Source organism: Streptomyces uncialis (assembly GCF_036250755.1).
Taxonomy (GTDB): domain Bacteria; phylum Actinomycetota; class Actinomycetes; order Streptomycetales; family Streptomycetaceae; genus Streptomyces; species Streptomyces uncialis.
On record NZ_CP109583.1, the window covers coordinates 5,538,585 to 5,550,616 of the forward strand.

At 73.3% G+C, this 12,032-nt stretch carries 11 protein-coding genes; 8 read left to right on the forward strand and 3 right to left on the reverse strand.

The window, feature by feature from the left end; all coding sequences use genetic code 11:
- Positions 1-769: 769 nt before the first annotated feature.
- Together OG711_RS23050 and OG711_RS23055 are read left to right on the forward strand one after the other, a co-directional pair.
- Entirely contained in the window at positions 770-2,305 is a 1,536-nt protein-coding gene (locus tag OG711_RS23050) for an alpha/beta hydrolase (protein WP_329560242.1), read from the forward strand.
- Between the two features lie 224 nt (positions 2,306-2,529).
- Positions 2,530-2,706 (forward strand): hypothetical protein, encoded by a 177-nt coding sequence (locus OG711_RS23055; protein ID WP_323181507.1) that lies wholly within the window; start codon positions 2,530-2,532, stop codon positions 2,704-2,706.
- An 87-nt stretch (positions 2,707-2,793) separates the two neighbouring features.
- Here OG711_RS23055 and OG711_RS23060 read toward each other — a convergent pair whose 3' ends face one another.
- On the reverse strand, positions 2,794-3,312 hold the full coding sequence (locus OG711_RS23060; RefSeq protein ID WP_329560243.1) for an RICIN domain-containing protein: 519 nt from the start codon (positions 3,310-3,312) through the stop codon (positions 2,794-2,796).
- 455 nt (positions 3,313-3,767) lie between these two features.
- Complete coding sequence (locus OG711_RS23065; RefSeq protein ID WP_073792976.1) at positions 3,768-3,971, reverse strand: cold-shock protein; 204 nt, start codon at positions 3,969-3,971, stop codon at positions 3,768-3,770.
- Positions 3,972-4,331: 360 nt separating this feature from the next.
- On the opposite strand from OG711_RS23065, the gene OG711_RS23070 reads away from it, so the two are divergent.
- Together OG711_RS23070 and OG711_RS23075 are read left to right on the forward strand one after the other, a co-directional pair.
- Complete coding sequence (locus OG711_RS23070; RefSeq protein WP_405673999.1) at positions 4,332-5,231, forward strand: menaquinone biosynthetic enzyme MqnA/MqnD family protein; 900 nt, start codon at positions 4,332-4,334, stop codon at positions 5,229-5,231.
- A 627-nt stretch (positions 5,232-5,858) separates the two neighbouring features.
- Positions 5,859-7,556: a serine/threonine-protein kinase gene (locus OG711_RS23075; protein WP_266518311.1), complete on the forward strand. Its 1,698-nt coding sequence runs from the start codon at positions 5,859-5,861 to the stop codon at positions 7,554-7,556.
- 108 nt (positions 7,557-7,664) lie between these two features.
- On the opposite strand, the gene OG711_RS23080 is transcribed toward OG711_RS23075, so the two are convergent.
- Complete coding sequence (locus OG711_RS23080; RefSeq protein WP_329560244.1) at positions 7,665-8,405, reverse strand: hypothetical protein; 741 nt, start codon at positions 8,403-8,405, stop codon at positions 7,665-7,667.
- 226 nt (positions 8,406-8,631) lie between these two features.
- Here OG711_RS23080 and OG711_RS23085 point away from each other — a divergent pair, with 226 nt between their 5' ends.
- From OG711_RS23085 to OG711_RS23100, 4 genes are all read left to right on the forward strand, one after another.
- Entirely contained in the window at positions 8,632-9,369 is a 738-nt protein-coding gene (locus OG711_RS23085; RefSeq protein ID WP_329563977.1) for a prepilin peptidase, read from the forward strand.
- A gap of 137 nt (positions 9,370-9,506) precedes the next feature.
- The gene (gene mqnC, locus OG711_RS23090; RefSeq protein ID WP_329560245.1) at positions 9,507-10,706 is read left to right on the forward strand and encodes a cyclic dehypoxanthinyl futalosine synthase; all 1,200 of its coding nucleotides are present in this window, start codon (positions 9,507-9,509) and stop codon (positions 10,704-10,706) included.
- A gap of 6 nt (positions 10,707-10,712) precedes the next feature.
- Positions 10,713-11,192 (forward strand): imidazolonepropionase-like domain-containing protein, encoded by a 480-nt coding sequence (locus OG711_RS23095; RefSeq protein WP_073792972.1) that lies wholly within the window; start codon positions 10,713-10,715, stop codon positions 11,190-11,192.
- A gap of 68 nt (positions 11,193-11,260) precedes the next feature.
- Positions 11,261-11,956, forward strand: coding sequence for a demethylmenaquinone methyltransferase (locus OG711_RS23100; RefSeq protein WP_073792971.1), 696 nt, complete (start codon positions 11,261-11,263; stop codon positions 11,954-11,956).
- Positions 11,957-12,032: the final 76 nt, after the last annotated feature.

A 12,032-nucleotide genomic window follows, 5' to 3' on the forward strand; every position in this document is an offset into this window, starting at 1 on the left:
GCTCGCGCTCTCGGGTTGCCTGTGCTGGGCGTACTTGTTCCGGCACAGGTCGTTCGTGGGTGCGCAGTTCCCCGCGCCCCTTAGGCGCTGCCCCATTACGGTCGCCACTTCGGGTGCGGGTCCGTCCTCGTTTTCGCGCAGTTCCCCGCGCCCCTGGGGGTTCCCCACCTGGGCGTACCTGTTGCCGTGCGGGTACGTCCGTGGGTGCGCAGTTCCCCGCGCCCCTGGGTGGTGCCCCCTTGCGGTCGCACTTCGGGTGCGGGGCTGTCCTCGTCTTCGCGCGGTTCCCCGCGCCCCTTTGGGGGCGCCCATCTGGGGGTGTCGTCAGGGTGCGGGCTGTCAGCAATCGGGGCCGGGGTTCAAACCCCCCCTCCTCGTGCAGTCGCCCGGCTGCGGGAGGGGATGGGCGGGAATCTCTGCCCGCAGACTCCGATGCTCTTCAGTCGGGCAAGGGGGACGTCGTACCGAGCGCGTTGGAGCGAGGACGGAGAATCCCGACCGGCACCGACCCGAAGGACCGGCAGAACGCGCCCCAAAGGGGCGCGGGGAACTGCGCGAAAACGACGAGCGACGGCACAGGAACGGAGTGCGCCCAGCCGGACAGACCTCGCAAGCGCAAGCGAAGGCGACCCGCACAGGAACGAAGTACGCCCAGCCGGACAGCCCCCGGGACCGCAACCGGGGACGACCGGAGCGGGACCCACCAGGCGGGGTGCGCCCCCGCGACCTATCGTGGAAACGAGTGCACCTTCTCCAGAAGGGGCGCACCATGCGCGTACGCTCAGCCGCGGCCACCCTCACCGTGACCGCCGCCCTGCTGGCGCCGGCCCCCACCGTCTCCCCCTCCGCCTCGTCCGCCCAACCCGACCTGCGGCCCTTCTACAGCCAGCACCTCAGGTGGACCCCCTGCGCCGACCTCCCGATGAACCCGGAGGACATGCGCTGCGCGCACGTGACCGTCCCCCTCGACTACGCCGCCCCCGGCAAGGGCACGGTCAGCATCGCCCTGGCCCGTATCGCGTCCACCTCCGCCCACCCCCGGGGCTCGGTCCTGCTGAACTTCGGCGGGCCGGGTGACCCCGGCATCGTCACCCTCGCCGGGTTCGGCCGGACGTTCAACGACCTCACCGACGCGTACGACGTGGTCACCTTCGACCCGCGCGGGGTGGGGCGCAGCTCACCCGTGACCTGTGGCAACGTCCCCCGTCCCGTTTTCACCGGCACCGATCCGGCGGCCCTGCTGAAGAAGGCCGACACGTACTACGACGAGTGCCTGCGCGCCTCCGGCCCCGTCCTCCCGTATGTCGGCACGATCAACGCCGCCCGGGATCTCGACGTCATCCGCGACGCGCTGGGCGACGACAAGCTCAACTATCTCGGCTTCTCGTACGGGACCCGGCTCGGCGCCGTGTACACGGGGGAGTTCCCGCACAAGGTGGGGCGGATGGTCCTCGACGGTGTCGACACCCTCACCGAATCCCTCGCCGAACAGGGGCTGGTGATCGCCGAGGGCCGGCAGACCGCGCTCGACGACTTCGCGACCTGGTGCGCCGGCCGGTCGGACTGCGCCCTCGGCACCAACTCCCGTACCGCCAAGGAGAGCGTCGTCCGGCTGCTGCACCGGATCGAGGAACACCCCATCACCCTCTACGACGGCTCCCTGTTCACCGCGGAGGTTCTGGTCTCGGCACTCAGCGCCACCCTCTACAGCCAGGCCAACTGGCCCTCCCTGAACCGTGCCCTCACCACGCTCATCGACGACAACGACCCGATCCCCCTGCTGGCGACCTCGATGCCCGTGCCGGTCGCGTCGCTCCGCCCCCGGGACGTCGTCCCCGCCGACAACTCGCAGGTCGCGCTGACCGCCGTCAACTGCGCCGACGACCCGGACCGCCTCACCGCCGCCCAACTGTCCGATCCGGTCGCGTACGAACGTCTGCGTGCCGCCTACCTCAAGGCATCGCCCGTCTTCGGTCCCGCCCAGCTCGATCAGCTCCTGTTGTGCGCGGGCCATCCGAAGGGCAGCGACTACGTCCGGTCCGTCCATGACGTCGACACCCCGAAGTTCCTGCTCGTGGGCACCCGGGGCGACCCGGCCACCCCTTACCGGTGGACCGAGGAGACCGCCCGGCGTCTCGGTGACTCCGCCGTCGTCCTCGACAACCGCGGCGAGGGGCACGGCGGATACGTCTCCTCGAAATGCGTCAAACGGACCGTCGACACCTTCTTCCTCGAAGGTGACCTCCCGTCCTCCGGCCAGTCCTGCTCCGCCGAGCCCGTGCCCCCGGACGGCCCCACCGGCTGACCCGTCCGCCCCGGCCCGCGGGACGGTCCGGAACCCGATATGTCCAGCTGTCACGCGACACCGAACGCTCGCAGCACGCCGGTGGCGACGGCCGCGGTGAGCACCGTCACCGCGAAGGGCGCACCGCGCCACGCCGTACCGCCGCCGCCCCGGCCCCCGGGCCCAGCCCGCGAAGGCCCCGGCCTCCAAGAGGGTGCCGGGCCCCCCGGGAGTCGGCGCCGCACATGTCCGGCACCGTCGAACATCTCGTCGTGGGCGCGGGCCGGGTCCTCGCGGGCCCGCGGGACGCGCCGGTCGAGCTGGGGCCCGGCGACTACGTCTCGTACCCGGGTGATGTACCGCATCTCTGCGAGGCGCTGGAGCCCGGCACCACTTGTGTGATGGTCATGCAGCACGGCTGACGGCCCGCGAGAAACACGAAAGGGCCGGGGCATCCCATGCCCCGGCCCGTCATGTCCGGCGGTCCGGTCCCCCGGCCCGCCGGTCGGTCAGACCCTCGCGAACCGCCACTCCTGCTGCTCCTTGCCGGAGCAGTGGGACTGGACGGCCTGGGCCCCGTCGCGCGGGTCGTCCCGGAGCACGGCGAGGCAGTGGCCGCTGTGCTCGACCTGGAGGGCGAACGTGTCGCCGGGGCCGGGGACCATGCGCCAGCGCTGGTAGGAGGAGCCCGTGCAGTCCCACTGGATCAGCTGGGCCTCCTCGGCGAGCGCGGCGCCGCGTACGTCCAGGCACTTCCCGCTGTTCACCGAGCGGATCTCGAACATGTCCGGGGCGGCCGGGGACACCGCCACCTCCCACGCCTGGTTGGGGGCGCCCAGACACGTCCACTGGACGACCGGGGCGTCGTTCTCGTGGGCGGACTCGGCGACGTCCAGACACTTGCCGCCGAAGGCCGACCGGATCTCGTAGGGGCCGGGCGGGACCTCGGCCGCCGACACGGGGGCCGACACCGCGGTCACCAGCGCTCCCGCCGCCAGAACTCCGCACAACAGGGAACGCACCCTCATACCGATCCTTCCGCTGAAACACGCCGGTCCGCCCCGCCCTGCCGGCGGAACGGACGTCTACCGGAGTGAATCTGGCACACCGGCGCCCGGCACAAACCGAAGGCGGACCCGGGGCGGAAGCGCGGGCCGGTGATGGCGCGGCGCGGGGCGCCCGCGCGCCGGTGCGGGGGGCCGCCCGCACGCCCCCGGCATGTCCCCGGGCACGCCGGAGCGGTACGGATACGTCCAGAGGCCGCCGGGGACCGCCCGCCCGGGGAGCTCCCGCGGACCCGCCCCCGGAGGGCCCGCCCTGACCGGGCCGACCGGAGCCGGGCCGACCGGAGCCGGGCCGACCCGGCGCCGCCCGGAAACGGGCAGGAGCCCCGCTTCCCGCCGCAGGCTGCGGGGGAGCGGGGCTCCTTGGGTACTGCTATCCGTTCCGAAGATCAGCTCCCGAGTGGCCTCGGGACCCCGATTTACAGCGGGGTGACGTTCTCCGCCTGCGGGCCCTTCGGACCCTGCGTGACGTCGAAGTTCACGGCCTGGTTCTCCTCAAGGGAGCGGAACCCAGCCGCGTTGATCGCGGAGTAGTGGACGAAGACGTCGGGGCCCCCGCCTTCCTGGGCGATGAATCCAAAGCCCTTTTCGGCGTTGAACCACTTCACGGTTCCGGTAGCCATAAGCCCTCCTTGGGCCAAAGGGTTGCCCTGCTCCAGAACCTGCTGTTGTAACAACTGCAAAAGTCTGAAAACGACAAAAGCCTGCGGGTCACATGCTCCGCAGGCTTTGTACTGCAAGGGAAACCAAACTGCAACTTGCGGCGAGCTTAGCACGAGGGCGCCCGAAAGCGATAGAGGCCAAGATCACGGCACCGGGATGTTTGAACCGGGGTGCCGACTCGGCGTACATGGCCGCCAATCGGCGGCAAACCGCCACGGCATAAGCCTGGCGCACACTCCGGGATAACGCCCCGGGTGCCGTCACCGTACCCGCTCGCCCCACTGCGTCCCGTACGGCGCCCCGGGAGCTAGCCTCACGATGTGGACAATTCTCCCGCGGAACCCCAGTCGGACCCGGACGCCGCCGCTCGACGGGACCCTGACCGCACCCGGCCCCGGGTCGGACACATCCAGTTCCTCAACTGCGTACCCCTGTACTGGGGGCTCGCGCGGACCGGCGCGCTCCTCGATCTGGAGCTGACGAAGGACACCCCGGAGAAGCTCAGCCGGCGGCTGATCGAGGGGGATCTGGACATCGGTCCGGTGACCCTCGTCGAGTTCCTGAAGCACGCGGACGAACTGGTCGCGCTGCCCGACATCGCCGTCGGCTGCGACGGGCCGGTGATGTCCTGCGTGATCGTCTCCCAGGTGCCGCTCGACCAGCTCGACCGGGCCCGGGTCGCCCTCGGTTCCACCTCGCGGACCTCGGTGCGCCTGGCCCAGCTCCTGCTCTCCGACCGGTACGGCGTGCGGCCCGACTACTACTCCTGCCCCCCGGACCTCGGGGTGATGATGCAGGAGGCCGACGCGGCCGTGCTGATCGGCGACGCCGCCCTGCGCGCCCATCTGCACTACGCGCCCCGACTCGGACTGGAGGTCCACGACCTGGGCGCGATGTGGAAGGAGTGGACGGGACTGCCGTTCGTGTTCGCGGTGTGGGCGGTGCGCCGGGACTATCTGGAGCGGCGGCCCGACGTCGTCCGCAAGGTGCACCAGGCGTTCCTCGCGTCGCGTGATCTGTCGCTGGAGGAGGTCACGAAGGTGGCCGAGCAGGCGGCCCGCTGGGAGGCGTTCGACGCGGAGGTGCTGGAACGGTACTTCCGTACGCTCGACTTCCGGTTCGCCGGGCCGCAGCTGGCGGCGGTCGGTGAGTTCGCCCGCCGGGTGGGCGCGACCACCGGCTTCGCGCCGGACGTGAAGGTCGAACTCCTGACTCCGTGACGCCGCGTGTACGGACCGTGCGACGTGCGCGGTCCGATGTGCGCGGTCCGATACGCGTCGTGCGCGGTGTGTCGTGAACCGTGTGCCGTGCGTCGCGGCCGTCGGCGGCGGTTATCGGCGGGCGCTGACGGCAATGGCGGAGGGCCTCTATTCCCGGCCTTCCAAAGGTCACGCACAAGGTCACGGACAAGGCCACCGACAAGGTCACCGGCAAGGCCCGGCAGGTCACCGGCATGGTCGTCGGCCGTCGGGCCCGGGACGTTCCCCCGGTACCCGCCCGTGCCCTCCGTCGGGGTCACGGGCGGGCGTGATTCACGGACCCGCCCTGACGGCGGGGAATTCACCGGGACGGCGCCGGGTAATTCCCTTTCCCGTTCCGTACGGGGTGCGGGAGCGGCGTCCGGGCCGGAATGCGTCCGGATTCCGGGGCGACCGGTTCGCGGCATCTGACCGGCTTACCCGGAACCGGCGGTGAGGGCGCGTCAGCGAAGGCTCGTCCCGTCGAGCGGTGGGGACCGGACCGCCCGCCGCGGTCGGCCGCCCGTCGTACCGGGGCGGGGCGCACTACCCTGCTTGGGGCGTAGCCATGTGTTTCTGGGGGAGGCCACCGCCGTGCAGCCGGACACCGTGCGACCACTGGATTCCGACGAGCCGACCACCATCGGCCCCTACCGGCTGCTCGGCCGGCTGGGCGCGGGCGGGATGGGCCGGGTCTATCTCGGCCGCAGCGCGGGCGGGCGGACCGTCGCCGTCAAGGTGGTGCATCCGCACTTCGCGCTGGACGAGGAGTTCCGGGCCCGGTTCCGCCGGGAGGTGGAGGCCGCCCGGCGGGTCGGCGGCGACTGGACGGCTCCGGTCCTGGACGCGGACCCCACCGCCGCGGTGCCCTGGGTGGCGACCGGGTACGTCGCGGGCCCCTCCCTGGCGAGTGCCGTCGACGGACCGGACGGACCCGTCCCGCTGCCCCCGCACACGGTGCGGGTCATGGGCGCGGGGCTCGCCGAGGCGCTGGCCCGGGTGCACGGCCTCGGGCTGGTGCACCGCGATGTGAAACCGTCGAACGTCCTGCTCACCCTCGACGGCCCCCGGCTGATCGACTTCGGTATCGCCCGCGCCACCGACGGCACCGCGTCCCTCACCTCGACCGGTGTCTCCATCGGCTCACCCGGCTACATGGCCCCCGAACAGATCCTCGGCCGGGGTGTCACGGGCGCCGCCGACCTGTTCTCGCTCGGCGCGGTCCTCGCGTTCGGCGCCACCGGCCGCTCACCGTTCCCCGGGGACTCCTCGGCCTCGCTGCTCTACCACGTCGTCCACGGCACCCCGGAGCTGTCCGGGGTGCCCGACGGGCTGCGGGACGTCGTCGCCGCGTGTCTGGCCAAGGACCCGGCCGACCGTCCCGGCGCCGGGGAACTCGTACGGCTGCTCACCCCGGAGGGGCCCGCCCGGCCCGTGGCGGCGGGCTGGCTGCCCGGACCGCTGGTCGCCCAGGTCAGCAGGGCGGCCGTACGGCTGCTGGATCTGGAGGCGGCCGAGGTGGCCCCGCCCGCGGCACCCATGGGCCGCCCGGCCGTCGGCGCTCCGTACGCGGGCCCATCGCCCGTCGGCGGGTCCGGGCCCGTGCCGTTCAGCAGCCCGTCCCTGGGCGCGCCCACCGGGGCCGGACCCGTCGCCCTCGGGGAGTTCGGCCCGCCGGACCCCTCGCTCATCGCCCGCCCGTCCGGTGCCGGAGCGGGCGGGGACGGGACCGCGACCCCCGGCCGGTTCTCGCTGACCCTGGCCGCCGCGCGGACCCGTGGCGCCGACGGCCGCGGCCGTCGGCTGAGCTGCTCGGTCGCGCTCGCCGTCGCGGGGGCCCTCGCCGCGGTGACGTTCGGGGCGCTGCTCATGCCCGGACTGCTGCCCGGCGACGACGGCGACCGCAAGGACGGCGGTATGGCCGATGGCGCGCGGCCGAGCGCCGCGGACCCTGCCGTGCCGGACCGTTTCCTCGGCACCTGGGAGGGCAACGGGACGGGCCTGTCCGGCACCCTGCCGATGGGGACCTTCACCGTGACGGTCCGTCAGGGCGGCGAGGGGGCCGCGTTCGGTACGTTCCGGCAGGTCGACCCGATCGGCGGGATCTGCGAGAACGTCCTGATCCTGCGTGAGGCCGGGCCGGAGCGCGTCGTCGCGACGGGCCGCCCCAAGAAGTCCAACCCGCCCCAGTGCACGACCGGCGACCACGAGGTACGGCTCGAACCGGTCGGCGAGGGCGGCTTGTCCTACGCGTCGGACAACGCCCGCGCGGGCAACCCGACTGCCCGGCTCTCGAAGATGTCGTGACCCCTGCGGCCCGTGACCTCCGCGACTCATGCCCCCTGCGGCCCGTCACCCCCACGACCCGTCACCGTGAGGTCCGTCACCGTCGGGTCCGTCACCGTGGGCGGCCCGTCAGGACGCGCAGGTGTCGACGCCGCGTCGCGTGGCCAGCTCGTACGTCTGCCACACGCCCGTGTCGCTGAGCCGCAGCCGGGTCTCGTAGTGGATCTGCGCGTCGGCGCCCGCCGGGGTGCGGTCGACCGCGCCGGTCGCGCGGTCCTCGCGGAACAGTTCCGACTCGTCGGCGCAGAACGACAGCGCGGCCGTGCCCTTCCCGGGGGCGTCCACGCGCGGGTCGGGCATCGCGAGTTCGGGCCGGTGGTAGCGGACGAAGCCGCTGCGGGACTCCCCGGCCCCGGCGAGGCCCCGTACATGCGCCTTGGCGGCCGACAGGGCCCGGCCGGTGAAGTAGAACGCCAGCGCGTCGGTGTCGGTGCCCCCGCGTGCGATGGCGTCCAGTACGACGGTCTGCGCGTGGCCCGCGTCCGCCATCGCCCGGTCGCGGTCCGGGTCGTGGGCGCGCCAGAGTTCGAACCGCTCCACGAGGCCGGCGGGCAGGGTGAGGTCCGGCCGGGCCGTGGCACCCGTGCCGGCAGCGTCCTCGGCGGGGGTGACCGTGGCGGGTGCGGCTGGTGCCGAGGGGCGGTCCGACGGGGCCGGTGTACCGCTCCGGGCCGGGGCGGCGCGCTCACCCTCGTCCGTGGCGCCGCTCCCGCACCCCGTCAGCGACAGGGCCGCCGCCACACCGAACGCGGCGGTTCCCCGCAACGCGCGGCGCTGTCCGCCCGGACCGGTCCCGGCTAACGTACGCATCTCTTGTGGCCCCGTTCCGAAGGGCTCCGGTACGGACCGGAGCGTGGTGGTCGATCTCGTGCACGGTGACGTCCCGTGGACGGCACCGGTTCCCGCGAGCGCGGTGGAACCGGCGGGCGGCGGGGTACGGGGCGTTCGGGCGTACGGGACGCCCGCGCGGGACGGTACGGACGCGGCACGCGCGCGTGCCGGACGGAGCACGACGAGCGGACCGGGGGTGGGCGGGGTGAGCGGGGGGACCGTGCTGGTGACGGGGGCCGCGGCGGTGTGGGGACTGGCCGTCGGGGCGCTGCTGCCCCGGCCCGCCTACCGGCTGGCGGTGGACCCGGACGACGACTGGCACGACCACTGCCCGCACGGCGGTCCACTACCCCCCGGCGGCCGGGGCTGGCTGGGTCCGGCGCGCTGCGCCGACGGCTGGTTCGGCCCGCGGACCCCGCTGGTCATGGCGGTCACGGCGGCGCTCTGCGCACTGCTCGCGGGCGCCACCGGGGCGCGGCCGGAGCTGGCCGTGTGGCTGCTGGCCGCTCCGGTCGGGGTGCTGCTCGCGCTGGTCGACCTGTCGGTCCGGCGGCTGCCCGATGTGCTGACCCTGCCGCTGGCCGCGGGCGCGGTGCTGCTGCTGGGGGCCGCCGCGCTGCTGCCGGGGCACGGGGGCCACTGGCTCGGCGCGGTCCTCGGCGCGGTGGCCGTGGGCGCCGGGTTCCTCGTCCTGTTCCTGGTGAACCCGGACGGGCTGGGCTTCGGCGATGTGAAGCTCGCGCCCGCCCTCGGGGCCGTCCTCGGCTGGTACGGCTGGGGCGCCGTGTTCGTGGGGACGTTCGCGGGGTTCCTGTTCGCCACGCTGTACGGGGTGGTGCTGGTCGTCCTCGGCCGGGCGACCCGCCGTACCCCCGTCCCGTTCGGCCCGTTCCTCCTCGCGGGCGCGCTGGTCGGCGTCCTGCTCGGCGGGTACGCGGGCTGACCGCCGCGCCGGACCGGGCCGACCGCCGCGCGGGACCGGGGTCGCGTCCCGTCCGGACCAGCCGGTACGAAGGGCTGTCACCGGCCTGACGTACGCTGGATCGGACCACCCACCCCCTGCCGAAAGGGACGACCCCGGTGACCGAGAAGGCCGGCCTTCAGCCCATCCTCGACCGCGCCGCGGCGGGTGGCCGTATCACCCCCGAGGAAGCCCTCGACCTGTACCGGGACGCTCCGTTGCACGCCCTGGGCTCCGCCGCCGACGCCGCCCGCCGGCTGCGCTACGCGGGGACCGAGCACATCGCGACGTACATCATCGAGCGGAACATCAACTACACCAATGTGTGTGTGACCGCCTGCAAGTTCTGCGCCTTCTACGCGGCCCCCAAGGACACGGAGAAGAGCTGGACCCGCGATCTCGACGACATCCTGCGGCGCTGCGCGGAGACCGTCGAACTGGGCGGCACCCAGATCATGTTCCAGGGCGGGCATCACCCGGACTTCGGCGTCGAGTACTACGAGAAGCACTTCGCGGCCATCAAGCAGGCGTACCCGCAGCTCGTCATCCACTCGCTGGGCGCCTCCGAGGTCGAGCACATGGCCCGGATCTCCGAGGTCTCCGTGGAGGAGGCCGTCACCCGTATCCACGCGGCCGGTCTCGATTCGTTCGCCGGGGCCGGGGCGGAGCTGCTGCCCGCGCGTCCGCGCAAGGCGATCGCCCCGCTGAAGGAGAGCGGCGAGCGCTGGCTGGAGATCATGGAGATCGCGCACGGCCTGGGCGTGGAGTCCACCTCCACGATGCTCATGGGCACCGGCGAGACCAACGCCGAGCGCATCGAGCACCTGAGCATGATCCGCGACGTACAGGACCGGACGGGCGGCTTCCGCGCCTTCATCCCGTACACGTACCAGCCGGAGAACAACCGGCTCAAGGGCCGCACCCAGGCCACCCTCTTCGAGTACCTGCGCATCATCGCCGTGGCCCGGCTCTTCTTCGACAACGTCGCCCATATCCAGGGCTCCTGGCTGACCACGGGCAAGGAGGTCGGCCAGCTGTCGCTGCACTACGGCGCCGACGACCTCGGTTCGATCATGCTGGAGGAGAACGTCGTCTCGTCGGCCGGGGCCAAGCACCGCTCCAACCGGCTGGAGATCATCGACCTGATCCGCAAGGCCGGACGCGTCCCCGCGCAGCGCGCCACCACCTACGAGCACCTGCTCGTGCACGACGACCCGGCGAACGACCCCGTCGACGACCGCGTCCAGTCCCACATCTCGTCCACCGCGATCGCCGGGGGCACCGCGCACCCCGAGCTCAAGCTCCTCGCGCCCAACTGACCGCCCGTGCTCACCCTGCACACCGGCCGGGCACTGGTCCTCTCCTGGGACGGCGGTACGCCTCTGCCCGGCGGCGCGGTCGCCGTCCAGGGGGACCGGATCGCCGCCGTCGGCACCCTGGACGAACTGCGCGCCCGGTTCCCGCAGGCCCGGGTGCGCAGCTGGCCCGGCGTGCTCGGGCCCGGCCGCACGCACGGCGGGGCGCTGCCCGCCGCGCCGTCCCCGCGGGAGCGGGTGCACGCCGTGCTGAAGACGGGCGGTGTCGCGGTGACCGCGGGCGCGGTCACCGATCCGGCGCTGCGGGCCGCCGCCGCGCGCGCGGGTGTGCTCGTGCTCCCCGCCGAACAGCCGGTCGCGCTCGCGGAGTCCGGTCGCGCGGACCTCGCGGTGTTCGACGCGGACCCCGGCGCCCCCGGGCGCCCCGCCGCCGACGCGGAAGCCGTGGTCACGGTCTGCGCGGGCCGGATCGTGCACCGCAGACACTGAGCACCCCCGCCGAGCCCTGGGGGCGGCCCGGGCCGGAGCGGTCCCGGGGCGGCTGCCACAATGGGCCCGTGACCCGCGCATCCCTGGACAAGCAGCCGCACGAAGTCGCTTCGATGTTCGACGACGTCGCGGAACGGTACGACCTCACCAATGACGTCCTGTCCCTGGGACAGGACCGGATCTGGCGCCGCGCGGTCGCCAAGGCGGTCGACGCCCGGCCCGCGCAGCGGGTCCTCGACCTCGCCGCCGGTACCGCCACCTCCTCCCTGCCGTTCACCAAGGCCGGGGCGTACGTCGTGCCCTGCGACTTCTCGCTGGGCATGCTCCAGGTCGGCAAGCGGCGCCACCCCTGGCTGCCGCTCACCGCGGGCGACGCGACCCGGCTGCCCTTCAAGGACGACACCTTCGACGCGGTCACGATCTCCTTCGGGCTGCGCAACGTCCAGGGCACCGAGCGGGCGATGCGCGAGATGCTGCGGGTCACCCGGCCCGGCGGCCGGGTCGTGATCTGCGAGTTCTCGCACCCGACCTGGGCCCCCTTCCGCACCCTGTACACCGAGTACCTGATGCGGGCGCTGCCGCCGGTGGCCCGCCGGGTGTCGTCCAACCCCGACGCGTACGTGTACCTCGCCGAGTCCATCCGCGACTGGCCCGACCAGGCGGAGCTGGCGTCGATGCTGGGCGACGCGGGCTGGTCGCGGGTCGCGTGGCGCAATCTCTCGGGCGGTATCGCGACCCTGCACCGCGGCTTCAAGGACAGCTGAGCCCGTCCGGTTCCGCCTGTTCCGCCCGGTCTTCGTCCCCGCACCGCGCCTTCCCACGCCGTTCGTCCGAACTTCC